This is a genomic window from Neoroseomonas terrae (genome assembly GCF_018129025.1).
In the GTDB taxonomy this organism is placed as follows: Bacteria; Pseudomonadota; Alphaproteobacteria; order Acetobacterales; family Acetobacteraceae; genus Neoroseomonas; species Neoroseomonas terrae.
Map to the genome: position 1 here is coordinate 82,173 of NZ_JAAEDI010000003.1, position 22,603 is coordinate 104,775.

Here is a 22,603-nt window from a genome sequence, read left to right on the forward strand (position 1 = left end):
CAGTATCGTCGTTCTAAGACATTACGTGAGCAGGCAAACCAAATCGCCCAAGCCCCGGGATCTTGAGCGCCGGCCGTCGCACATCGAGCCCGGCTACTGCTCCGAGGATATTGAGCTCTATACCTTCAACCCACCCCACCGTTAGGCCGGCGTAACCCCCGAGGGTTAGCCTGAAACCGGTGCCCGATGAGGTGCCTCGCAGCCACCGACCGTCATGCGGGTAGTCTTTTCCAATGGCCGTCGGGGGAAGAATGATTCGGGCCTCGGGAGCTGCGTCTATCACAGCTGCGACAAAGGTGTTCGAGTTTGGGCCCGGCCAAACGTTGTAGTCGCCCCTGTTCTGCCAGGCATAGCTCGTAACCGCAGCCTGCATGCGCGGGATCAATGCTGCAGCCGCCGCCCCATCGGCCGCAAAGATCACCTCCGGCGCGCTACCGAACCATCGGCCGTCCGGCTCGAAGCCATTGATGCGGATGGGATCTCCCCACGCAGTGTAGTCGTAGCGTGTGTACACCGCCGCTCCCTCAGGCTTGACGACAATCCAGCTGTGCACGGCGAAGATGCCGCGCCAACGGACGGTCGGAGCCACGAAGACGCGCACGACTGCCGGACGGTAGGATGATGGTGGCGGAAGGTGACCGATGCTGGACCGATCGGCACGTTGCCAGTCGGATCCGCCACTACCAAAGTAGTACATCCCCGCGGAGATCCCGATCGGGAGCAAGTACCCTAACACGAACAAGACGAGCGCGTACTTGAGCGCCCGCATCGATCCCTTAAGCATGTTGCTCCGAGCCGATGCATCGGCGCCACAGTGTTCGATCCGATCCAGCATAGTGCTATCTTTAGCGCATCGTCAGTCGAGGCGAGCCCCCGACCGTCGGACCGCTTCACCCCACCGGCGGTAGTCATCCTCTAGGAACTGGCCAAATGTCTGGGGGTCGCCGCCAATCGCATCGACGCCGAGGACAGAAAGGCGGGCCTGAAGATCCGGCTCCTGCAGGGCCGCTGCGATCTCGGCGCTCAGCTTTGCCGCGAATGCCTCGGGGACGCCGGCTGGGAAGAGGGCACCCTGCCAAACCGTGACGTTGAATCCGGCTATCCCGGCCTCGGCAATCGTCGGCACATTGGGCAGCGAGGGCGCCCGCCGGATGCCGCTCACCGCCAACGCGCGCAATTGTCCGGCCTCGATTGCTGGGCTCGACGACAGCACATTGTCGAAGGCGACGGCGATACGGCCCGCGATAAGGTCGGTCAGCAAAGCTGGGCTCCCTCGATAGGGAACGTGGATAAGCTCTATCCCAGCCTCGGCCTTGATCAGCTCCATCGCGAGGTGGCCTGCTGTGCCATTCCCTGCTGATCCGTAAGAGAGAGGCGCTGACGAAGTCCGGGCGGCCACCATGAGTTCCTGAAAGCTGCTGAATGGAAGCGAGCGGCTTGCGACCAGCACGTAAGGCGCGGAGGTTAGAAGCGAGATCGGCGCAAAGCCACGCATCGGATCGAAGGGTAGTTGTCGAAAGAGGTGTGCATTGATGATGTGGCTGGGGCCCGTAAGGAGCACCGTGTAACCGTCGGGGCTGCTTCGTGCGGCCGTTTCGGTCCCGATATTGCCGGCCCCGCCTGGCCGATTGTCGACGACAAACTGCTGTCCGAGCCGCTCGGATAGCTTCTGGGCCAAGGCTCGGGCCACGGCATCAGCACCGCCACCGGCGGCGAAAGGCACGATGATACGCACTGTCCTCGATGGATAGGCATCTTGAGCATCTGCGGTCATTGGTCGCCACAAGGCCAGTGCGGAGGCGCCTGCGGCGGCACCTCTGATCATGCGGCGGCGGGCAATCGATGTCGGCATTAGTCGATGCTCCCCAGGTTTGCAGCGCATCAGCGTGATCGCTGGACATGACGGGGGTCAAGGCGCCGCCGGCTTCGACATGATCGGATGGTACGACTGCAGCACTTCCACGAGGCACATTGATCAAAGCCTGTTCACCACGGACCAACGGTCGTTGGTCGGTGTTGAACAGATGCGATGGTGGCTCACGGCAGCGGCTTGGGTGCGTAGCGGTCGAGCCATTCCTGCTCCGACAGCCGCGGTGGGACGCGGATGACGTAGCGCTGCCGCTGCTCCGCCTTGATGTCGATCTCCTGCTTCTCCCGCCAACCCGCCCCCGCCTTCATCCAAAAGAACGCCGCCGCGCCGTTGTTCTTCTGCGTCGCCATGGTGAACAGCGCCTTCGCCACCTTGCTGTTCACATCCGCCGAGCACGACGCGATCGTGCCGCGCGACCTGTGGGACCGCGCACACGCCATCCTGCAGGTCAGCCCGCGCAGCCGTGCCGCGCAAAACCGCCAACACGCGCCAGCGCTGCTGAAGGGCCTGATCTTTGGCATCGGCGGCCGCGCCATGTCACCGACACACGCGGTGAAGAACGGTCGGCGCTACTGCTACTACGTGGCGCAGCGCGTGCTGATCCTCAACGGGCACTTGGCAAGCGACGTCACGCTGCCCGCACTTGTCGAACCATTCCCTAATCTATGGGAGGGCCAACGCGAGCACTTGGGGCGGACCTGACGAAGCCGACCGCCGGATGTCCGCTTTGCGCCCGGTTCAGTCGCTCAGGTCACCCGTGCTCGACATCGCAGGCGGACACAAAGCAACTGCAGGAGCACGCGTTGCAGAATGGCCGCGGAGCAGCAGCCTCCGGGCACACCCATCCATCGATGCGAGCCTTCAAGCCCGTACACCGGTGCGCCACGGAAGCTCGCGCCAAGCTGCATCAGCTGTAGACCGGCTGCGTCCCTGGGGGGGGTGTGTAGCCGTAGTTTCCACCTGCCAGGATCTTCTCTCGCCCGCCAACTTCCTCGATGCGCGCGGCCTGGTCGCGGAAGGCCAGCGCGTCTATCGCATCCGGGTCCAAGATGGCGCGCAGCGCCTGCTCACACTCCCGGCGTGGTCCGGCATAGTCCGGATCGCGGGCGAGGTCGTGCTCCTCGCCAGGATCGGTGCGAAGGTCAAACAACTGCGGCTCCATGCCCGTGTAGTGGATGTATTTCAGCGAACCACGTCGCAGCATGAAGGCTCCGGTCACTGCGCCAGAGGCATGGTACTCGCTGAACACGTCGCGCGGATGCGTCAGGCCATTGGCGATGTCGAACAGTGAATTGCCAGGCAAATCCGCATCGTCGGGATGCCGCGGCGCGCCTACGCAGTCGAGGATCGTCGGGAAGCCGTCCACCAGCGTCACCGGTTCGTGGCATACCTGCCCTGCCGGAATGCCCGGCCCGGCCATGATCATCGGAACCGCGACCGAGTCCTGGTACATGTTCGACTTTCCCCAGTAGCCGCGCGCGCCGAGGTTGTCGCCATGGTCGCTGGTGTAGACCACACGCGTGCTGTCCATTAGCCCGGCTTCCTCCAACGCCGTCATCAGTCGCCCGATGTTGTGGTCGAGGAAGGAGATCATGCCGAAATACGCCGCGATCGCGCGGCGCATCTTGCGCTCGCTGTCGAAGCCTTCGTGGTAGTTCTGGAAGATGCGCAGCGTGTCCAGGAACGGATGCCGCGGCCATTCCTGCCGTTCATGCCGGTGCGGCAGCGGCACCTGGTCCTCGGGGTACAGATTGAACCACTCCTCGCGCGCGATCAGCGGGAAGTGCGGGCAGACAAGCGACACGAACAGCGCCCATGGCTTGCCGGCGCGCTTGTCGGCGCGTTCCTTGATCCACTGGACCGCCGCGTCGGTGATGGCATCATCGTAGCGCTGATAGGAGGAATCGCCCGGCCCTGCCTCTGTCGCCAGCTTCAGCGTGGCCTTGCCGGGGCGGACATCCTTGCGCAGCAGGCCCGACACCATGCCGACGCCGTTCAGCACGTGCATGGGCAGCACTTCCTCGACGAACCCATTGTCGTCGTCAGTCGCGCGGAAGTGCAGCTTGCCGATCGACGTGACCTCGTGACCGTTCTCGCGCAGCCGGTGGTGCCAGGTCGGAACCGTTCCGTCGTAGGGGATGGCGTTATCCCAGAAGCGGATCTGATGGACGTAGCGGCCCGTCGCGAAGCTGGCGCGCGACGGCACGCAGATCGGCGAATTGCACGACGCATCGCTGAAGCGCACGCCGCCGGCGGCGAGCCGGTCCATATGCGGCGTCTTCACCATCGGATGCCCGTGGCAGCCGAGCATGCGCGGGTTGTGTTCGTCCGACATGATGAACAGCATGTTCGCAGGCGTCATGGAACTCGCTCCTTCAGCAGTGGCATTCGTCAGGCCCAACGCGCGCGATCTGCGCTGTCGGTCGCCGTCAACAGAGTGGTGGTGCAGACGGCGGTCCAGTCGCAGAGGTCGTACCGCCGGCTGAGCGCGTCGCGTACGGCGGTCTCCGCCGCGCCCTGGGGCAGCTTGGAACGTTCCCACATCGCGAGGTCCGGACGGCGCGTGAGAAGCAGGCTGACAATGCTACCGGGCGGAACCGTCGGCACCAGGCCAAGGGCCGTGTCACCGGTCTCCATGTCCGCGCATCGCCACAGCCCGATCACCTGGGAATCGTAGGCCGCCTCGAAGCCGGGCCAGGCCGCCGCGCACAGATCGAGGAACTCAGGCCAATGTGCTTCCGGGGTGATGAACCAGCGGAAGGCGTAGTTGCCCTGTCGCGTCGGGGCATCGGTACCGGTCGGGCGGATCGTTGGCGTCATCGCGCGGCTCGACATCGCGAGGATCTCGGCGTCGGCGAGCGCGGCTTCCGCCTCCTCCGGCGCGACGGCCCGCGGCCAAAGCGTGATGGCCGTCACCTCGTCGCGCGGCCGTCCGATCTGGCTGCGCCAGAGGCCGTAGACGGAGCCCCCGGCGGCTGTGACCGGCTGCGCCAGCCGATCGGCGACGGCCTGCCAGCGGCGCGGCGCGCAGCTGATGCGGTGATGAATGTACGTGGTCATGCCTGGGATCCCGGAAAGCTGCGGCATCCGCAGCGCGTAGCTTTTGCCGTCATGGTTTTGCCCGGCCGTCGTCATGCGCCGGCCACGCCTGCCGCAACGACTGCTCCAATTCCTGCGCCAGCACGCCGTAGCTGAGGTCGGCGCGCTCCAGCAGCGCGTAGGTGAAGGGCAGCGCCGGGCGGAACGGCCGGCTCACGACCTCAGCGGGAAGATCGCGCGCCGCCACCGGATGGATGACCGCCACGCCAAGCCCCGCGGCCACCAGCCGCGACGCCAAGTGGTTGCTGTCCACGGTGAAGCGTCGGCGATACGCGACACCTGCCGACGCAAAGGCGTCTTCCACCCAGCCGCGAAGGATCGACCCGTCGGGCAGGCCGATCTGCTCGAGCCCCGCGAGATCGGCCGGTGCGATGCTGGCGCGCTGCGCCAGGGCATGGTTCGACGGGATGAGGCACACCGCTTCCGTCTCGGCGAAGGGGCGCACCGTCAGTCCCGGCTGGCCGACCGGAAGCACCGCAATGCCAAAGTCGATCCCGCCACGCTCGAGACCCTGCAATATCTCGTGGCGGCGCCGGATCTGCACCTCGATCTCCACGCCGGGCCGGGCCGCGGCGAAGTGCGCCAGCGCATCGGGCAGCACTTCCTGGAACAGGTTGGTCGGCGCTGCGATCTTCAGCTTCGCGAGACGGCCCTGGCGGATGGTCAGCGCGAGCTGGCCCAGCCGCTCGGTGCCGACCAGCGTCGCGGCGGCCTGGCTGAGGAACAGCTCTGCCGCCGGTGCCGGCTTCAGTGTCCGCCCCGTCCGGCTGAAGAGCGCGAAGCCAAGCTCGCCCTCAAGCGTCGCGATCAGGCGCGACAGGGCTGGCTGGCTGGTCCCGAGCCGCCGCGCCGCGACCGTGACCGAACCGGCGTCACGCACCGCCACGGCGGCGCGCAGCAGGCGCAAATCAAGGCGCGGCAGGCTGCTCATGGTGCTTCGTCAGGCATCATAGGCCAGGCGGAAGCCCGTATGCCCCGCGGAGGTGTCAGGCGAGTGCCCGACCCGCGCAGCGATGCGATAGCGATAGCAGTGGCTGCGGTGGCAGAGGTAGGAACCGCCCTTCATCACGCGCTCCCGCGCGGCCGTAGCGGCACGATTGCGGGCCTTTGCCGCCATTCCGAGTGATCGCACGCGGAACGGATCGCTGGTCCATTCCCAGACATTGCCTGCCATGTCGAAGAGACCGTAGCCGTTGGGCGGATAGCGACCCACGGACGCGGTACCGGCGAAGCCATCGGCAAGGGTGTTCCGCAGCGGGAAGTCGCCCTGCCAGATATTGCACAGATGGCCTGCCTCGTCGGTCGGTTCCTCGTCGCCCCACGGGAAGCGGGCAGCGGTCGCACCGCCGCGCGCCGCGTGTTCCCATTCGGCCTCGCTCGGTAGCCGGCCGCCGGCCCAGCCGGCGAAGGCCATGGCGTCGGTCCACGACACATGGACCACCGGATGGTCGGGGCGATCGAGGGTGCTGCTGCCCGGGCCCTCAGGCGCATGCCAGAAGGCGCCCTCTACCTTGCACCACCACGGCGTCGCCTCCGGGCTCTCCGCCACTTGGCCCGGAAGCAGGAAGTCGCGGAACACGAAGGACCACCCGAAGCGTTCGGCTTCGGTTCGGTAGTCCGTTGCGGCCACGAAGGCGGCGAAGCGCGCATTGGTCACGGCGCAGGCGTCCAGGCGGAACGCCCGAAGGGTGACGCGCCGTGCCGGGCCCTCGCCGTCATCGCGGAACACCGGGGCGTCGGTGCCGATCGTTGTCCCGCCACCGGGGATGTCCACGACATGGTCACGGCGCGTCGATGTCGGCATGGCGGCCGCACACGGCGCGGCCGTCGCGATGGCGGCCGTCATGCGCGATGGTACGCAGCACCCCTTCGCCGTCTCGGTCGTTGCGTGGGCGCCCAACGTCATTCGGGCGGTACGCCCGCGATGCGCACCACCTCCCGCATCCGAGCCATCTCGGAGAGGAGGAAGTTCCGGTAGTCCTCGACCGACATGGAGACCGGCTCCGCGCCGTTGTCGATGAAGATGCGGCGGATCTCGGGGTCCTGCATGGCTGTGTTCACCGCCGCATTGAGCTGGACGACCACATCGGTCGGAAGGCCGCGAGGGCCGGCGATACCGACGGAGTTGCTCAGGTCGAAGCCGGGGAAGCCGAGTTCCTCGAAGGTCGGAACATCGGGAATGTTGACGTTCCGCCTGGCTGACATGATGCCGAGGATGCGCAGGCGGCCATCGCGCGCCTGCGCCAGTACCGGCGGCAGGCCCATCGCCACGGCCTGCACGGTGCCCGAGACCGTGTCGGCGACCGCCGGCGCCGCGCCGCGATACGGCACGTGCGTCAGTTCAACGGCGGCGCGCTGCGCGAGATAGGCCGCCGCCAGGTGCATCGTTCCGCGCGAGCCCGAGTTGGAGACGTTGATACGGCCGGGCTGACGGCGCGCGAGTTCGATGAACTCGTTTAAGGTCTGGGCAGGGACTCTCGCATTGACGGCGAGCACGACAGGCGTTGATCCGCACATCGCGACGAGGTCGAAGTCGCGGCTCGTATCGTACGGCAAACCGAGTTCCATCAGCGGCTTCAGTGCGAACTCGCCGCCATTGGCGAACAGCAGCGTGTACCCGTCGGGCCGCGACTGCGCGACCGCCAGCGTGCCAACCGTGCCGTTGGCGCCGCTACGGTTCTCGACGACGATCGATTGCTTGAGGACCTCGCCGAGCTTCTGTGCGACCGCACGGGCCATGATGTCGGTGCCGCCGCCGGGTGGATAGGCGACAATCAGGCGGATCGGGCGATCGGGCCATTCCGCATGGGCAGGCCGGCTCGTCAGCGGCGTGAGACTGCCGGCCGCCGCGATGAGGGTCCGCCTGCTGATCGCGGCCCGTGCCAGCTTTCTGCCCACCAGCGGTGCCAAGTGATTGGTCATCGCTTCCTCCATTGCTTGCGCAGACATTGGCGCAAACGCCGACCATGCATAAAGACGCGATCTTTGCATAGTTTCATGCAGATTCGATCATGATACGACGCGGATGCGAAAGCTGTTGGTTAGACTGCGGCGATTGGGTGGGCTGCGGCTCGCGCCTCCAGGTCGTTGAACGCTTCCCAGGCCGAACTCGGTCAAGCCTTCGCACGTCCGCTTCAAGGCGATTCAATGCCGGAATCAGCCATTCAGCATTCGGCCAATTTCAGACGTTCCGTGATGCCCTTTCCGGGCTACCTGCACTCTGAGCAGATCGTCAGCCCACGCTTCTCCCGCGCAGGCTCGATCGCATACCCGCAGCGCATGCAGTTCGCGCCGTCGTCGGATGCGTCGAACGGATCAGCGACGCGCCTGATTGGGCCAATCGCCGGCAAATTGCGCCGCTGGGCAACGCTGGAATGCGATTCAGTAGTGGGCTGATCTGGGGCGACGGCGGTGCCACCGGCGCCTGCTGGCTCGGAAGCTGGATGTTTGCGAGGTCGCCCCGGGCCGCGGCGCGGTGGGGCGTGCAAGGAGGCGGGCGGCGCCGCATCGGCCACTCGGGCTGAAGATTCCCATGCGGGCATAAGATGCGCGGTGGGTGGCAGTGGTGATTGGGCGGTAGGAGCGGGCTCAAGGAGCGCAGGAGCGCCGAGGGGCGCCTTGGCTCGAAAGCCCTCTTCCCACGATGCTGCACGGACATGCGTGTCAACGCGCTGCGGCCGATCGCGGACCGCACCCCCGGATCTAACACGGACGACTTCGACAGCCCGGCTGCCGGACGCGCCAGCGCGTCGTGGAATGGTCAGCACTTCGCGCCTGTTTGGGGCATCCGTGCGGTCGTCTTTGAAGTTGGCGAAAACGCGATCCTTGTCGTCCATCGATAGTCCTGAAGGGAAGTTGTGCATCGCCTGCGTGATGAACTTGGAGGTCGATCACAGATTCGCAGCAACGAAGGACTGCTCAGGCGATCAGGTTACTGAACATTCGACGGAAGCCCAGAAAAACAAGTCCTGATTTCAATGTGTTAAGCTTGAGGGTAAAATCGGCCTACCCTCAAGGTTCGGAGACTCTCCGCTCTCTCCGTCCGAAATTCGCGCTGGTTGCGCCGTCGAACCATCAAGGTCCGCACGCAAGCCCCGGCCAAACCTGCGCCTCAGCGGGGTGCCCTGATCAGGAGAGACAGGTTGTGAGAGAGAGGAATGGAGCAGCGGTGGGAACCGGGGAACGAAACTCTCTGACCGCAGCAACAGGGCTATGTCCGCCGCGCCGCTTTCGCGATCTGGCGCCCCGCCTCGGATTCCGTAGTGGCGCATTGGGCAGCTGGCGGGGATCGTTGTGCTTGAAGGCAAGCCGCTGCCCGCAGTATGTGTGCGAATCAGCTCCAGAAACGCGTCCAGATGGCGCCGAAACCCGGCAATTCCGCGAAGTCACCTTCCCCCGCGAGCGTATCCCCCGCCCCGCGTCGCGGCGGCACGGTGGATTACATCGTCGCGGATACGGAGGACGCCATTCACTCCGGGCGGCTGGCGCTGGGCCAGCGCCTCGTCGAAGCCGATCTGGTTCGGGAGCTGGGCGTCAGTCGCAGTTCTCTGCGCGAGGCCTTCAATCGATTGTCGGCCACCGGCCTCGTCGAGATCGTGGCGAACCGGGGCGCCGTCGTCCGCCGGATCGGCCGGAAGGAAGTGGCCGACCGTTTCGCCATACGGGAGAAGCTCGAAGGTCTGGCGGCCGCACTGACCACGAAGCACCTCGACGAGGGCGACAATCGCGCCCGCTTCGAAGCGGCTGGCCGCTATGCCCTTTCAGGAAATGCCGGCGCTACGGGCACGGAGCGGAACCGCAACTACGAACTGCATGGCGTCATTGCCGACTTGTCCGGCAACCCGCATCTCTGTGCCATGATCCGCCCGCTCTGGTTGCCGGCGGTCATGGTCGAGATGCGCCGGTCCCTGCATGCCTCATTCTGGGTCAACTCGAAGCGGGATCACGCCCGCATCGTCGAGGCGATCCTCGATCGCGATGCGGTCGCGGCGGAGGCAGCGATGAGCACCCATCTGCGGACGCAGTGCGAAGCCATCCTGTCGCTGCCGGCGCGGGTGTTCGGCGAGTAGCGGATCCGCCGCCTCAACCGGGCGCCGCCCGGTCGAACAACCAAGGATGCCGCGCGCGATAGGCCGTCTCGGCGGTCAGGATCGCATCCTGGTGCCGAAGCGTGATGCCAATATCGTCGAGCCCCAGCAGCAGCCGACGTTTCCTGGCGATCTCGACCTCGAAGGCGACGGATGTGCCATCCGGCTGCGATATCGTCTGCGCGTCGAGGTCGATGGACATGGTCGAACCCGGCGCGGCGCGCAACTGGTCACGCCAGCCGGCGAGAGTTGCCTCGTCCTGGCGGATCAGGAGCAGGCCGCCCTTCACCGAATTCTCCCAGAAGATATCGCCGAAGCTCTCCGCGATGACACAACGAATGCCGTAATCCACGAGTGACCACACGGCCTGCTCGCGGCTTGAGCCGCCGCCGAAATTGCGGTCCGCGACGAGGATGCTCGCCTGGCGGAAAGCCGGTTGGTTGAGAACGAAGTCAGGATACTCCTCGCCAGGCGCCGAGAAGCGCAGGTCGTGAAACAGGATGTCCCTGTATCCCTCCTTACGCGGGCGGCGGAGGAAACGCGCGGGCGCGATCTGGTCCGTATCGACATTCGGGCGGTCGAGCGGCGCGGCGATGCCGGTCAGCAACGTGAACGGTTCCATGTCAGGCGGCTCCCTGCGCGAACTCGCGCACATCGGTGATCCGGCCGCGCAGCGCGGCCGCGGCCGCCATGGCCGGGCTCATCAGATGCGTGCGGCTGTCCTTGCCCTGGCGTCCTCGGAAGTTCCGGTTCGAGGTCGAGGCACAGCGTTTGCCCGCCGCAACGAGATCCCCGTTCATGCCGACGCACATGGAGCATCCGGACTCGCGCCACTCGAAGCCGGCCTCGCGGAAGATGCGGTCGAGCCCCTCGGCCTCGGCCTGCTGCTTCACCATGCTGGACCCGGGGGACACCATCGCCGGCACCATGGCCCGTCCCTGCCGTGCGATCGCCGCCGCTTCGCGCAGATCCGACAGCCGGGCATTCGTGCAGGAGCCGATGAAGACCTGGTCGATCGCGATATCGCGCACCGCCTGGCCTGCTGCCAGTCCCATGTAGTCGAGCGCCTCGCGCATCGTGTCGCGCTGTACGGTCGAGGCAGCGTCCTGCGGGCTCGGGATGCGCGCACTGACGGGAACGGCATTCTCAGGGCTGTTGCCCCAGGTGACCATCGGCTCCATCGCGGTCGCGTCGAGTTCGACCTCCGTGTCGAAGACGGCGTCCGGATCGCTCGGAAGGTTGCGCCAGTGAGCAACGGCGGCATCCCAGTCGGCGCCCTGCGGAGCAAACGGCCGGCCTCTGAGATACTCGATCGTCGTGTCGTCCGGCGCGACCATGCCGGCGCGTCCACCAGCTTCGATGGACATGTTGCAGACGGTGAGGCGTTCCTCGACGGACATCGCGCGGATCGTGGATCCCGCGTACTCGATGACGTGCTGCGCGGCGCCGTTGGCGCCGATGCGCGCGATGATCGCCAGGATCACGTCCTTGGCGGTGACGCCGGCCGGACGAGTGCCATCGACGGTGATGCGCATGGCCTTCGGGCGCTTTCGCCAGACCGTCTGAGTGGCAAGGACATGCGCGACGTCCGATGCGCCGATACCGAAGGCCAGCGCCCCGAGCGCGCCATGGGTCGAGGTGTGGCTGTCGCCACAGACCAGCAGGAGGCCAGGCTGCGTGATGCCCTGCTCCGGCCCGACGACATGGACGATCCCCTGCCGGACATCGCCGAGGCCGAAATGCGTGAAGCCATGGCGGGCGTGGTTGCGCTCCAGCGTCTCGACCCCGCGCCGCTGTGCGGCGTCGGTGACGTCGTCGAGGCTGCGGCTGCGGGTCGGAACGCCATGGTCCGGCGTCGCGAAGAACTGGTCCGGACGGCGCAGCTTCAGGCCGCGCTCCTCGAGCACGCTGAAGCCGTAATACGACCCGTCATGGCCGAGGTGGCAGCCGACCATGAGCAGGGACTGCCCGTCCTCCTCAAGGATCTGGTGGTCGTCCCAGATCTTCTGCAGCAAGGTACGCGGCGCCATCTCCATCCTCCCCTGACCTGCCGTGACCGATCCGCTTGGCAGGAACCAACGTTGCGTCAACAGGCTCGCGCGGCGCCCGGCGGCGTGCCGCCGGGCGCCTGTGCCGTCACTCCGCGGCGTTCGGGAGCGGGTCGCGGAACTTCGTCCGGTATCCATCCCACTCATCGGCCCCAGCCAGGCGGAAGCCCTGTGCGGGTGTGATGTCGGCAAGCGGCTTCGGGTGACGGCCAGCTCGGCTCAGTTCCGCCAGCGCCGCATCCGCGGCGCCGAGCACCGCACGCGACACGACCGCCGGCAGGATGGTGAGGCGGAAGCCCATGCGTTCGGCGTCCGCCAGCGCCACGTCCGGCGTCTTGCCGCGCCAAACGAGGTTCAGCATGCACGGCGCCGAGATCAGCTTGGGGATCGCCTCGACTTCCTCTAGGCTCTGCGGCGCCTCGATGAACACCATGTCCGCGCCGGCGGCGTGCGCCGCCTTGCCGCGGCGCACCGCTTCCTCGAAGCCCAGCACGGCGCGCGAATCCGTGCGCGCGATGACGACGAAGTTCGGGTCGCGCTTCGCGCTGACGGCAGCACGGATCTTCGCCACATAGTCCTCGAGGGGGATGATCTCCTTGTCCTCGAGGTGGCCGCACTTCTTGGGGAAGCCCTGATCCTCGATATGCATGCCCGCGACGCCGCGCTTCTCGTACTCGCGCACCGTACGGACCATGTTCAGCTCATTGCCGTAGCCGGTGTCGGCGTCGGCGATCACGGGCAGCGAGACGGCCGTGGCGATGCGCCCGGCGTTCTCCGCCATCTCCGACATGGTCAGCAGCCCGTAGTCGGGGTAGCCGTAGCTCGCCGCCGTGCCGCCGCCGGTCATGTAGACGGCGCCGAAGCCGGCGCGCTCGATCGCGCGGGCGGTGATGCAGTCATAGGCCCCGGGGGCGACGATCATGCCCCCCTTCGCCATCTGGTCCCGGAATGCCTTGGCACGCGACATGCGAAGTCTCCTCCTTGGTAGCGGTTCGACGTATCTGCGGTCAGGTCACGCGGCGGCTGCGGCCCCTTGCCAGGTTCCGATGTCGCGGGCCTTCATCCGGAACTCCGCGGCGCGGTCGATGAAGTGGCAGGCGGCCACGTGACCTGGCCCGACCTCGACGAGCGCCGGCGCCTCCGCCCGGCAGCGGGCGGCGGCAAAGGGGCAGCGATCCGCGAAGCGGCAGCCCACCGGCGGCGTGAGCAGGTTCGGCGGCGCCTTCGGGATCGAGATCAGCTCCCGTCCCCGATCGGCAAGATCAGGGAAGGCGTTGCACAGCCCCATCGTGTAGGGGTGGAACGGAGTCTCGAAGACATTATGGGCGCCATGCTCGACCAGCTTCCCGGCGTACATGACGGCGATCCGGTCGCAGTTCTCCGCAACCACCGCCATGTCATGCGTGATGAGCAGCATGGTCTTGCCGAAGCGGGTGTGGATCTCCTTGATCCGGTGGAGGATCTGGTCCTGCACGATCACGTCTAGGCCGGTCGTCGGCTCGTCGGCGACGATGAAGCCGGGGTCCAGCGCCATGGCCATGGCGATCATCGCGCGCTGCCGCATGCCGCCGGAAAACTGATGCGGAAAATCGTGCGCGCGCCCGCGCTCAAGCCCGACGAAGGCAAAGAGCTCGTCGATGCGCTTGCGCTTCTGTTCGCGGCTCCAGCTCACATGGGTGTCGATCGCCTCGTTGATCTGCGCCTCGATCGTGTAGACGGGATCGAAGCCGTTCATGGCGCTCTGCGGCACCATGGCGATATCCCGCCAGCGGAGGCGGTTCAGCTCCTGCAGGCTGCTGTGTGGCAGGCTACGGCCGCGGAATAGGATATCGCCCTCGGCGACAGCGCCATTGCGCGGCAGGATGCCAAGCACCGCCTTGGCAATCGTCGACTTGCCGCAACCGGATTCACCAACGAGGCCGAGATACTCGCCTTCCTCGATGTCGAGCGAGAGCTTGTCCACGGCGCGTGCCGTGCCCGCCGTTGTGCGGTAGTCGATGCAGAGGTCGCGGATCTGGAGGAGTGCCATCTCAGATCTCCCGCAGCCGTGGATTCAGCAGCTCCTCATAGGCACGGGTCACCATGAAGACCGACACGACGAAGAGCGATAGCGCAATGCCCGGCGGCGCCACCCACCACCAGGCCGTGCGCATGGCGCCGGCCTTGAAGGCTTCATTCAGCATGGAGCCCCAGCTCATCACATGCGGGTCACCGAAGCCGAGGAAGCTCAGCGCTGCCTCCAGCATCACGCCGCCCTGCACGCCGATCGCCATGTAGAGGAAGCTCAGGGGCAGGACGTTCGGTGCGATGTGGACGAAGATGATCTTCGCCTCGCTGGCCCCGGCCGCCTTTGCCGCCCATACGAAGGGGCGCGTCTTCAGCGTGAGGACCTGGGCGCGGATGACGCGCGCGGTTGTGCGCCAGAGGAACAGCGTGATGAGCAGGATGATGAGCGCGAGACTGGGTCCGGTGATGGAGATGATCACCAGCGCCGTCGGCAGGAACGGGATGCCGAAGGCAACATCGGTGATCCGCATCAGCACCTCGTCCGTCCAGCCACCGAAATAGCCGGCGATCAAACCGATCAGCGTGCCGAGGACGATGCTGCCGATGGCGGAGATGACGCCGACGGTGAGCGCCACCCGCGCCCCCCACAGAAGCTGGCTGAAGACATCGAGCCCCTGGTTGGTCGTGCCGAGCCAGTTGTCCCAGCTCGGCGGTGAGAGGCGGACGACGCCGCCGGCAGCGGTGCGGGAGACCTCGAAGGGGGATTGCGGCGCCAGCATCGGGCCGAAGATCGCCATCAGCGCGAAGAGCAGGATGAGCACAAGGCCGATGGCGCCGGTCGGGTAGCCCATGATGATGCGCAGCACTCGCCACAGGGCGCCGATGCCGCTCGCGACGCCAGCCGACGGGGCCACGGCCGGGCTGCGGAGAGACTGTGTTCCTGCCATGTCCTGCTCCCGCTCAGTCGTAGGCCACGCGTGGGTCGATCACGCTGTAGAGGATGTCGGCGATGAAGTTCGTGATCAGGATGATCAGCGCCATCACGAAGAAGCACGCCTGCGCGACCGGGTAGTCGAGGTCGTTCAGCGCCGTCACCAGCTCTCGACCCACCCCCGGCCACGCGAAGATGATCTCGAGCAGGACCTGTCCCTGGAACAGGAAGCCCATCATCACCGCCACGTCCGTCACCAACGGCAGCAGGGCGTTGCGTGTGGCATGAACGACGATGCGGCGTTCCGGCAGCCCCTTCGCGCGCAGCACGTCGAGGAAGTCGCTGCCCTTCACCTCCAGCATGGTGCTGCGCAGGAGGAGGGCGGGGCTGGTGATCTCGCGGGACACCAGCACCAGGCATGGCAGCGCCAGGTGATGCAGGAAGTCGATCGTGAGTACCGTCTCCCAGAAGGAATCGCCGGCACCGCCGACCGACACCATGCCGCCGGGCGGAAACCATCCGAGCCAGTAGGAGAAGATCATGAGGACCATGATCCCGGCGAAGAAGGATGGCACCGATCGCAGAGTCAGCAGGGTGACGACCGCCGCACCTTCCCGCCGCGTGCCGCGGCGCCAGCCCAGCCAGGCCCCGAGCGTGGCGCCCAGGGCGACGCTGATGATCACCGCCGGCACGATCATCGATGCGGTGTGCAGCAGTTTCTCGACCACGATGTCGCGCACCGGCATCATCTGGAAGAACGATGTGCCGAAGTCGAAGGTCAGCATGTTGCCCATGTAGCGCAGGTACTGGACCCAGATCGGCGCATCGAGGCCCCACAGCGCCTTCTGCCGCTGCACCATATCGTCGGGGAAATTGCTATCGACGAATACGGAGGTCGGATCACCGGGCAAGAGTTTAAACAGGAAGAACATCATCGTCAGGATCGAGACGATGACGAACAGCAACAGGGCGAGCCGTCGCAGCACGAATGTGCGCCAGGCGTGCATGGGGTTCCTCCGCCTTCGCCGGTCGGTTCAGGCGTCGTCGATCATCTTGATGCCGGCCCATTCGTACCCGGCGCCGGGCTTGACGACGCCGCGCACGCGTTGCCGCCAGGCTTCATCGGTCGGTGCGGGGTACATGAGCCGACCGTCAGACGCCCAGCGATAGCCCGCCTGCTGCAGGATCTGGCGCGCTTGATCCAAGTCGAAGGCCGGGATCGGCGGCAGGCCGGGATTGTGCCAGGGGTGGCCCTCGACCAGGAAAGTGTTGGCCGCCGGCACGCGACCGCCGCCTTCCCAGACGACATCGACCAGGAAGCGGCGGTCGAAGGTGTGGTGCCAGGCGCGGCGGAACTCGTAGTCGCGCCAGGGCAGCCAGGCGGCGCGGGTGACGCCATGCACCCAGTTGATGTCACGCGCCGGCGCCATGGTGATGTGCCGCTGGCCTTCGAGCGAACGGGCCTGCGACGGTGTCATCCAGACCCCGTCCATGAAATCGATCTGCCCGGACTGCATGCGTCCGAGCAAGCCATCGACCGACGGCACGACGACCATGACGATCTCGTCCAGCTTCGGCGCCGCGAAATGCTTCTTGTTGGCGATGAGCTGCAGTTCCGTGTCGCGCCGGTAGCGGCCGAAACGGAACGGGCCGCTGCCGATCTGGTCGCGCGGCTCGACCACCAGGCGTCGCGCGTCCTCGCCTTCCTTCAGTCCTTGCTCGCTGGCGAGCCGTTCCCAGACATGCTTCGGAAAGATCACGTTCAGAATCAGGAAGTAGGTCTCGAACTCCGCATAGGGCTGCTTGAAGGAGATCCGGACGACGCGCCGCTCCTCATCGCGGATCGCCACATTCTCGATGTTGCTGTTCGCGGTCCAGAAGAAGCCACGGTCGTAGGCCATGAGGAAGTCGAAGGTGAACTTCAGGTCGTGGACCGTGACCGGGCGGCCGTCGTGGAATTCCATTCCGTCGCGCAGTGTCAGGTCCCAGGTCTTGGAATCGATCTGCGTCCAGGATTCCGCCGCCCAGGGAATGACGTTGAGGTTCTCGTCGAGGAAGGCGAGGCGGTCATAGATCATGCGCCCGATAGCGCGGTAGCGGTTCGCCGCGCTGATCAGGTTGATCGATCGATCGACCGACGTCACGCCGACGACCGCACGCCGGCGGTTGGTCCGCGGCGTCGCGCGAAGATAGGTATGGAAGATGTTGAAGTCGGCGATGCCGAAGCCGGTCGCGGAGACCACGTCCGACCAGGCGGCGCTGTTGTAGGCCTGGATGATCTGCGGTCCCCAGCCATACTGCGTGATGTAGAGATCATCAGCGAGGATCGCCTGTGCACGGTGCACATGCTGCATGCGTTCGTCGCGCGATGTCGTGCGGGCCTGCGCCTCGATCTCGGCATCGTATTGCCGGTTGGCCCATTCGCCGTAGTTGCGGCGGTCCAGGCCATAGGCGCGGGAGACGAGCCATTCGGACGGATCGAGCCGTTCGACACGCGGCACCGCATTGTGGACTTCGACGTCGCCGTGCCGGTGGCTCAGGATCGCTTCGAGGTAGCGCGCCTGCGACACTTGCTGGACGTTGTACTTGATGCCGACCTTCTCGGCATCCACCACCCAGCGGCGCCAGGCATCGATCCAGTCGGGCCGCGAGGTCTGGAGCAGTACCTTGAATTCGGGGATGCGCTCGCCGTCGCGTGGCCATGTGATGCGCGGCAGGGTCTCCTCGACCCAGCCGGCGTCGCGCAGGAAGTAGTTCTCCCGTTCATTGTAGAAGTCGCGATAGGCGGGGTCCACGAAGCTAATGCGCGCCGTATCCTGCGCGCGCACGGGCCGGCCGCCGAGCGTGGCGGCGCCGCCCATGAGTGCGGCCATCTTCAATGCGGTGCGGCGATCGAGGCCTGGCGGCGTCGTGTCGATCGTCATGATTGTTCCTCCCAGGATCTCAGGCCACGAGATGGCAGGCGGCCTCTCGGCGCTCGCCAGCGGCGTGGAGTTGCGGATCGTCCGTCCGGCAGCGGTCGATGGCCTTGGGGCAGCGGGGATGGAAACGGCATCCGCTCGGCAGGTTCGCCGGGTTCGGCACGGCGCCTTCAAGATGGATGCGCCGGCGCGTGCCGCGCCGCATGACCGGTGCCGCGGCAACAAGGGCTTGCGAGTAAGGATGCCGCGGGTCATCGAGAATCTGGTCGGTCGGCCCGATCTCGACGATGCGGCCGAGATACATCACCGCGATGCGCGTGCAGATATGCCGCATCGTCGAGAGGTCATGGGAGATGAAGAGGATCCCCATGTTCAGCGTCTCGGCGAAGGATTTCAGCAGGTTCAGGATGCCGGCCCGGATCGACACATCGAGCATGGACACCGGCTCGTCCGCGACGAGGAAGCGTGGCTCGACCGCGATGGCCCGCGCGATGGCGACGCGCTGAAGCTGCCCGCCGCTCATCTCGTGCGGGTAGCGATGCATGAAGTTCTCGGCCGGCAAGAGACCGGCACGCTCCATCGCCAGGCGGGCCAACGCCTCATACTCGGTGCGGCGGTCAGGAAAGTGAATGCTGATTGGCTCCAGGACGCTGCGGAGTACGGTGAAGCGCGGGTTCAGCGCTTCATAGGGATTCTGGAAAACGATCTGCGCGTTTCGTCGGAAGTCGCGCAGAGGCCCGCGTCCGGTGAGGGTGGCCAGGTCCGCGCCGTCGAACAGGATCTCGCCACCGGACGGCGCGTGGAGCTTCAGGACGGTCATGCCCGTCGTGGACTTGCCGCAGCCACTCTCGCCGGCCAGGCCCAGGACCTCGCCCGGATGAACAGCGAAGCTGACGTCGTCGACCGCGCGCAGGTAGCGTTGCTCGCCCACGCCCAGCAACGAACTGAGCATGCTTCGGCGTACGGGGTACCATTTCCGGAGCCTGCGCACCTCGATGACCGGAGAGGTGCAGGCAGCCCTGGGGGCGCGATCGCTGCGATTGACGTCAGTCAGGATGTTCATCGGGCGGCGGCGCGCGCGTGACCCGCGCAGCGATGCAGCCGGTCGGCGAGACGATCGATGAATGCATCCGGGCGCGAGGCTAGCCACGCGCGCGCAGCCATTTGGCCGTGCATGAATTTCCTTCCCGAACGTTTCCTCGCGCGCCGGTTCGTCCGACGCCGCTTTCCCCACACATCGGCTTCAAGATCCAAGCGACGCCGGGCCGCGTAGCTGAAGCCAAGATTGTCGGACAAAACTATATGGCAAACGGACGAGCCATCAAGGGCTCATTTGGCGTGGGTAGAAGGGGTATTGTTCAGTCCGTGGCGATGATCGTCGCTCGCCATCGTGGCGCCGACGGCGCAATCGGCAGCCTTACGGCATCATCCCGATCTCGGCGCCACCAGGTCCAATGCCTCCACGACGATGGCCGTCGATATCCGTCAAAGGCGCTACTCGGCGTCGCTTGGCACTACGAGGATCCGTCTAGGCCGGCGCTGCGGCACACACAGTTCGGCGGCGGCGAGAGGACCGTGCAGCGCAAAGGGCTTCGAAGTCGTCGTCGAAGCGGCTCCGCTGGGATCTGCCGCGGTGTCGACGAGGCAGACCGAGACGCGAGCCAGCGGGCCAGCCGACTGGTGGGTGAACAACAAGCAGACGAACCGCCAGGAGATCGCAGGCGGCTATCTGTGGTCCCCAAGAACCAAGACGAATGGCGCGCGGAACGAAACCTACCACAACATGGGACGTGTTCGCGCGGGCGACCTCGCGCTCGCCTATGCGTCTCAGCGCATAGCGCATGTCGGCGTTGCCACGCAGGCCGCCGTACCGGCCCTCAAGCCGCTCGATTTCGGGACTGCTGGCGCGAACTGGGCACGCGACGGCTGGATGGTGCTGGTCCGAAGGTCGGCGGTGCCGTCGCCGCTTCAGCCGAAGGCGATCATCGACGATATCCGACCGCATCTGCCACGGCGTCACTCTCCGCTGCAGCCGACGACAAGGGACGGGAATCAGAACGTATACCTGGCCGCCGACTCGAAGGCGCTCGCAGAGCTTCTCCTGCCTCGGCTTTATGTGGATGAAGACTCGCTCCGCGCGGCTGCATTGGCGAGCGGCGTAGACAAAGACGCGCTCGCCCACTCAGACGATGCGGTCGAAGATGCCGTGAAGTCGGACGCAGGACTCTCTGCGACCGAGCGTGAGGCAGTGATCGCTGCTCGGCGCGGACAAGGTCGCTTCCGCGCTGTGGTGCTGGCCGTCGAGCCAAGGTGCCGCCTGACCGGCGTATCCGACATCCGCCTTCTCCGAGCGAGCCATATACGACCGTGGCGGGCCTGTGAGACGCATGCGCAGCGCCTCGACGGCGAGAACGGCCTGATGTTGACACCCACCGCCGACCACCTCTTCGACAAGGGCTTCATCTCATTCGCTGACGATGGCACGCTGCTGGTCTCGCCGCACATTGACAAATTGACTTGGAGCGCCTCGGCATCGGGGCTAAAGCGACGCGCAACGTTGGCTCGTTCACCGGCGGTCAGCGAATGTACCTGGCCTACCACCGCGCGGTCGTCTTCCTGACTTAACCGCACGGCTGGTCGGCCAACCACTCGGTGGAGGTATCGTCAGAGCCTCGCAGACGAACCGAACGTGATCCTCCGGGGAGCAGCGTCGAGCATGGCAAACGTCGCAGCAAATGCCCGACTCGGCGCGCGCGCCATGCTTGGCGAAAACCCAATCGATGATGCGCAGCGCCAATGGGCGGCGTGGTCGAGTGCGAGCTTCACCGAAGTAACACAGCAGTGCATCACGGAAGCAGCTTCGGTGAAATGCGAAGGTCTGCATCTGCCGCGACAGCCGCCGTTTCTGAGTCAGAAGTGCAGTGTGCTCGCCCGCCGTCACTTTCGCGTCCTCGACGGTCAGTCCGGCCATGAAGTCGAGCAAGCTGAGCGCTGGGCCGTCTGGCTTGGGGTCGGTGAGAAGGATAGCAACGCTTCTCTGGCCGTTGCGGCCGGCGCGCCCGAACTCTTGCAGGTAGTCCTTTGGTGAGGCCGGGTGCTGCCAGTGGATCACGAGGCGCACGTCAGGAATGTCGACTCCCATGCCGAAGGCATTGGTGCAGATGATGCGCGACAGCTTTGGCTCGAGATGGCCCCCGAAGCGCTGCACCAGATCCTCCTTCTCCTGCGTGCGGAGCTGGCCATGGAAGAACGGCGTGGCGACGCCCTGCGTTGCCAGGGCCGCGGGGAGGGCGTCGCCGATCTTCCGGGTTGGCACGAACACCATCGACTTGACGCCGATCGCATCGGCGAGGCGCAGGAGTTCGGCGACGAAGGCCGGTCGTGCGTCCTGGCGCACCCGCCGCCGAAGGAAGGTGATGTTGGGTCGATTGGCGCCATGCACGAACACGTCGCCGTCCCCTGCACCGAGCGAGGCGAGGATGCGCGCCTGCGTCTCGCGACCGGCCGTCGCCGTGAAGGCCAGGACCGGCGGATTGCCCAGTTGCTCGCGGACTTCCCCCAGCCGCCCATACTCAGGCCGGAAATCGCGGGCCCAACGATCGATGCAGTGCGCCTCGTCCACGACGAGATAGGCAGGGCGCAGCGTACGGAGCAACGCCAACTCCCGCTCATTCGCTCCGAAGAACCGCTCCGGCGCCAGGTAGAGGAACTTGAAGGACCCCTTCGTGAGCAGGCGAGGCGCAGCTGCTTCTCCTCGGACGAGAGGTCCGAGTTCATGAAGGTTGCTGGGATCCGATACCGCAGGAGGCCCGAGACCTGGTCCGACATCAGTGCCTTGGGGGGGAGACCACGAGGCAGAGGCCTGGTGTCAGCACGGCCGGCACCTGGAAGGCGAGGCTTTTGCCGGATCCAGTTGGACTTACCAGTAGCAGGGAGCGGCCCCGCAGTGCCGCTTCTACGACGTCGATTTGCGCTGGCCGGAAGGTGTCCAAACCGAACAGTCTCAAAGCGGGGCCGAGGTGCCCGGTCTCGCGCGCCAGTCTTCCCTCGGTGTCGAGCCAATGCGCCAGGCGCACAGCCGCTCTTTGGAGCAGGCGACGGGCCAGCCCAACACCGAGATGCGGATGCACCGCCGCATGGCACATTGGGCATAGGCTGATCACGTTCGCCGGCTCGTCGGTGCCACCAGACGCCCGCGGCAGCAAGTGGTGCACGTGCGCGCCATCGGCCTTGAGGTCGCCGCCGCACTGAACGCACCGATGCCCGTCACGCCGCAGCACCGTCTGGCGTGCAATCTCCCAATCCCCGGTCATTACGCCCTCTGGCAACCCGCTCGTCAGCTGCCGGCCCGGCGCCGGCCCGCTATGGGACCCCGGCTGATCCACGGGATGCAACCCACGCGTAAACCTGCCGGTGGAATGTAGACGTCATTGTAAGCCGAGAGCGGATTTCTGCTTGGGTAGCTCCCATAGATGGGATTCCGCCTGCGGGGCCGCAGGGGCTTGGAAAGCGTGTGGCAGTTCTGACGCAACCTTACCCGTAGCGGTGTTCTCGGGTCCGCGAGGGTGGCGCCCTCAGACGCGCGGCAACCAACGGGGTTCGCCGAGGACGCGGCCCTACCGGCGTTTGACCGCTCGGCA

At 66.1% G+C, this 22,603-nt stretch carries 22 protein-coding genes; 4 read left to right on the forward strand and 18 right to left on the reverse strand.

Translation table 11 applies throughout. The features are described from left to right. Positions 1-13: 13 nt before the first annotated feature. The 3 genes from GXW78_RS03065 to GXW78_RS03075 all read right to left on the reverse strand — a co-directional run bounded on the left by GXW78_RS03065 (position 14) and on the right by GXW78_RS03075 (position 2,220). Positions 14-835, reverse strand: a complete 822-nt coding sequence (locus GXW78_RS03065; protein WP_246521817.1) for a DUF3750 domain-containing protein — start codon at positions 833-835, stop codon at positions 14-16. Positions 836-856: 21 nt separating this feature from the next. Further along, the gene (locus tag GXW78_RS03070; protein WP_211865967.1) at positions 857-1,852 is read right to left on the reverse strand and encodes a tripartite tricarboxylate transporter substrate binding protein; all 996 of its coding nucleotides are present in this window, start codon (positions 1,850-1,852) and stop codon (positions 857-859) included. Between the two features lie 185 nt (positions 1,853-2,037). After that, positions 2,038-2,220, reverse strand: coding sequence for a hypothetical protein (locus GXW78_RS03075; protein ID WP_211865968.1), 183 nt, complete (start codon positions 2,218-2,220; stop codon positions 2,038-2,040). Between GXW78_RS03075 and GXW78_RS03080 the strand changes: the two genes are divergently transcribed. Beyond that, positions 2,219-2,572, forward strand: a complete 354-nt coding sequence (locus GXW78_RS03080; RefSeq protein WP_211865969.1) for a hypothetical protein — start codon at positions 2,219-2,221, stop codon at positions 2,570-2,572. The two genes, GXW78_RS03075 and GXW78_RS03080, sit on opposite strands and share 2 nt — an antisense overlap. Before the next feature lie 205 nt (positions 2,573-2,777). On the opposite strand, the gene GXW78_RS03085 is transcribed toward GXW78_RS03080, so the two are convergent. The 5 genes from GXW78_RS03085 to GXW78_RS03105 form a co-directional block, all read right to left on the reverse strand. Beyond that, a complete protein-coding gene (locus GXW78_RS03085) occupies positions 2,778-4,232 on the reverse strand; it encodes a sulfatase-like hydrolase/transferase (RefSeq protein ID WP_211865971.1) in 1,455 nt (484 codons plus the stop codon). Positions 4,233-4,261: 29 nt separating this feature from the next. After that, positions 4,262-5,005, reverse strand: a complete 744-nt coding sequence (locus GXW78_RS03090; protein WP_211865973.1) for a hypothetical protein — start codon at positions 5,003-5,005, stop codon at positions 4,262-4,264. Then, positions 4,980-5,900, reverse strand: a complete 921-nt coding sequence (locus GXW78_RS03095; protein ID WP_211865975.1) for a LysR family transcriptional regulator — start codon at positions 5,898-5,900, stop codon at positions 4,980-4,982. The genes GXW78_RS03090 and GXW78_RS03095 overlap by 26 nt, the downstream gene beginning before the upstream one ends. A 9-nt stretch (positions 5,901-5,909) precedes the next feature. After that, positions 5,910-6,773, reverse strand: a complete 864-nt coding sequence (locus tag GXW78_RS03100; RefSeq protein ID WP_211865977.1) for a formylglycine-generating enzyme family protein — start codon at positions 6,771-6,773, stop codon at positions 5,910-5,912. A 98-nt stretch (positions 6,774-6,871) separates the two neighbouring features. Continuing rightward, positions 6,872-7,891 carry a Bug family tripartite tricarboxylate transporter substrate binding protein gene (locus GXW78_RS03105; protein ID WP_211865980.1) on the reverse strand — a complete coding sequence of 340 codons (1,020 nt, stop codon included), beginning with the start codon at positions 7,889-7,891 and terminating at the stop codon, positions 6,872-6,874. Between the two features lie 225 nt (positions 7,892-8,116). On the opposite strand from GXW78_RS03105, the gene GXW78_RS03110 reads away from it, so the two are divergent. Together GXW78_RS03110 and GXW78_RS03115 are read left to right on the forward strand one after the other, a co-directional pair. Further along, positions 8,117-8,365 (forward strand): hypothetical protein, encoded by a 249-nt coding sequence (locus GXW78_RS03110; protein WP_211865981.1) that lies wholly within the window; start codon positions 8,117-8,119, stop codon positions 8,363-8,365. Positions 8,366-9,324: 959 nt separating this feature from the next. Further along, positions 9,325-10,038: a GntR family transcriptional regulator gene (locus GXW78_RS03115; RefSeq protein WP_211865982.1), complete on the forward strand. Its 714-nt coding sequence runs from the start codon at positions 9,325-9,327 to the stop codon at positions 10,036-10,038. Positions 10,039-10,051: 13 nt separating this feature from the next. Here the strand turns inward: GXW78_RS03115 and leuD are convergent, their stop codons facing one another. From leuD to GXW78_RS03155, 8 genes are all read right to left on the reverse strand, one after another. Then, the gene (gene leuD, locus GXW78_RS03120; RefSeq protein ID WP_211865983.1) at positions 10,052-10,678 is read right to left on the reverse strand and encodes a 3-isopropylmalate dehydratase small subunit; all 627 of its coding nucleotides are present in this window, start codon (positions 10,676-10,678) and stop codon (positions 10,052-10,054) included. A gap of 1 nt (position 10,679) precedes the next feature. Then, positions 10,680-12,086, reverse strand: a complete 1,407-nt coding sequence (gene leuC, locus GXW78_RS03125) for a 3-isopropylmalate dehydratase large subunit (protein WP_211865984.1) — start codon at positions 12,084-12,086, stop codon at positions 10,680-10,682. Between the two features lie 106 nt (positions 12,087-12,192). Beyond that, a complete protein-coding gene (locus tag GXW78_RS03130) occupies positions 12,193-13,071 on the reverse strand; it encodes an isocitrate lyase/PEP mutase family protein (RefSeq protein WP_211865985.1) in 879 nt (292 codons plus the stop codon). A gap of 45 nt (positions 13,072-13,116) precedes the next feature. After that, positions 13,117-14,133 carry an ABC transporter ATP-binding protein gene (locus GXW78_RS03135; RefSeq protein WP_211865986.1) on the reverse strand — a complete coding sequence of 339 codons (1,017 nt, stop codon included), beginning with the start codon at positions 14,131-14,133 and terminating at the stop codon, positions 13,117-13,119. A 1-nt stretch (position 14,134) separates the two neighbouring features. Continuing rightward, entirely contained in the window at positions 14,135-15,058 is a 924-nt protein-coding gene (locus GXW78_RS03140) for an ABC transporter permease (protein ID WP_211865987.1), read from the reverse strand. A 13-nt stretch (positions 15,059-15,071) separates the two neighbouring features. Beyond that, complete coding sequence (locus GXW78_RS03145; RefSeq protein WP_211865989.1) at positions 15,072-16,049, reverse strand: ABC transporter permease; 978 nt, start codon at positions 16,047-16,049, stop codon at positions 15,072-15,074. 27 nt (positions 16,050-16,076) lie between these two features. Then, positions 16,077-17,966 carry an ABC transporter substrate-binding protein gene (locus GXW78_RS03150; RefSeq protein WP_211865990.1) on the reverse strand — a complete coding sequence of 630 codons (1,890 nt, stop codon included), beginning with the start codon at positions 17,964-17,966 and terminating at the stop codon, positions 16,077-16,079. Between the two features lie 19 nt (positions 17,967-17,985). Beyond that, positions 17,986-18,915, reverse strand: coding sequence for an ABC transporter ATP-binding protein (locus GXW78_RS03155; protein WP_246521818.1), 930 nt, complete (start codon positions 18,913-18,915; stop codon positions 17,986-17,988). Between the two features lie 438 nt (positions 18,916-19,353). On the opposite strand from GXW78_RS03155, the gene GXW78_RS28410 reads away from it, so the two are divergent. Next, entirely contained in the window at positions 19,354-20,583 is a 1,230-nt protein-coding gene (locus tag GXW78_RS28410) for an HNH endonuclease (RefSeq protein WP_211865994.1), read from the forward strand. Here the strand turns inward: GXW78_RS28410 and GXW78_RS03165 are convergent. Both GXW78_RS03165 and GXW78_RS28580 read right to left on the reverse strand, forming a co-directional pair. Further along, positions 20,530-21,696 carry a helicase-related protein gene (locus GXW78_RS03165; RefSeq protein WP_338147679.1) on the reverse strand — a complete coding sequence of 389 codons (1,167 nt, stop codon included), beginning with the start codon at positions 21,694-21,696 and terminating at the stop codon, positions 20,530-20,532. The genes GXW78_RS28410 and GXW78_RS03165 overlap by 54 nt on opposite strands. A 94-nt stretch (positions 21,697-21,790) precedes the next feature. Continuing rightward, complete coding sequence (locus tag GXW78_RS28580) at positions 21,791-22,276, reverse strand: HNH endonuclease (protein ID WP_211865997.1); 486 nt, start codon at positions 22,274-22,276, stop codon at positions 21,791-21,793. Positions 22,277-22,603: the final 327 nt, after the last annotated feature.

Coding starts and splice junctions, on each gene's coding strand:
- GXW78_RS03065 (WP_246521817.1), bottom strand. CDS start 835: ATGCTGGATCGGATCGAACACTGTGGCGCCGATGCATCGGCTCGGAGC.
- GXW78_RS03070 (WP_211865967.1), bottom strand. CDS start 1,852: ATGCCGACATCGATTGCCCGCCGCCGCATGATCAGAGGTGCCGCCGCA.
- GXW78_RS03080 (WP_211865969.1), top strand. CDS start 2,219: ATGGTGAACAGCGCCTTCGCCACCTTGCTGTTCACATCCGCCGAGCAC.
- GXW78_RS03075 (WP_211865968.1), bottom strand. CDS start 2,220: ATGGCGACGCAGAAGAACAACGGCGCGGCGGCGTTCTTTTGGATGAAG.
- GXW78_RS03085 (WP_211865971.1), bottom strand. CDS start 4,232: ATGACGCCTGCGAACATGCTGTTCATCATGTCGGACGAACACAACCCG.
- GXW78_RS03090 (WP_211865973.1), bottom strand. CDS start 5,005: ATGACGACGGCCGGGCAAAACCATGACGGCAAAAGCTACGCGCTGCGG.
- GXW78_RS03095 (WP_211865975.1), bottom strand. CDS start 5,900: ATGAGCAGCCTGCCGCGCCTTGATTTGCGCCTGCTGCGCGCCGCCGTG.
- GXW78_RS03100 (WP_211865977.1), bottom strand. CDS start 6,773: ATGCCGACATCGACGCGCCGTGACCATGTCGTGGACATCCCCGGTGGC.
- GXW78_RS03105 (WP_211865980.1), bottom strand. CDS start 7,891: ATGACCAATCACTTGGCACCGCTGGTGGGCAGAAAGCTGGCACGGGCC.
- GXW78_RS03110 (WP_211865981.1), top strand. CDS start 8,117: ATGCCGGAATCAGCCATTCAGCATTCGGCCAATTTCAGACGTTCCGTG.
- GXW78_RS03115 (WP_211865982.1), top strand. CDS start 9,325: ATGGCGCCGAAACCCGGCAATTCCGCGAAGTCACCTTCCCCCGCGAGC.
- leuD (WP_211865983.1), bottom strand. CDS start 10,678: ATGGAACCGTTCACGTTGCTGACCGGCATCGCCGCGCCGCTCGACCGC.
- leuC (WP_211865984.1), bottom strand. CDS start 12,086: ATGGCGCCGCGTACCTTGCTGCAGAAGATCTGGGACGACCACCAGATC.
- GXW78_RS03130 (WP_211865985.1), bottom strand. CDS start 13,071: ATGTCGCGTGCCAAGGCATTCCGGGACCAGATGGCGAAGGGGGGCATG.
- GXW78_RS03135 (WP_211865986.1), bottom strand. CDS start 14,133: ATGGCACTCCTCCAGATCCGCGACCTCTGCATCGACTACCGCACAACG.
- GXW78_RS03140 (WP_211865987.1), bottom strand. CDS start 15,058: ATGGCAGGAACACAGTCTCTCCGCAGCCCGGCCGTGGCCCCGTCGGCT.
- GXW78_RS03145 (WP_211865989.1), bottom strand. CDS start 16,049: ATGCACGCCTGGCGCACATTCGTGCTGCGACGGCTCGCCCTGTTGCTG.
- GXW78_RS03150 (WP_211865990.1), bottom strand. CDS start 17,966: ATGACGATCGACACGACGCCGCCAGGCCTCGATCGCCGCACCGCATTG.
- GXW78_RS03155 (WP_246521818.1), bottom strand. CDS start 18,915: ATGCTCAGTTCGTTGCTGGGCGTGGGCGAGCAACGCTACCTGCGCGCG.
- GXW78_RS28580 (WP_211865997.1), bottom strand. CDS start 22,276: ATGACCGGGGATTGGGAGATTGCACGCCAGACGGTGCTGCGGCGTGAC.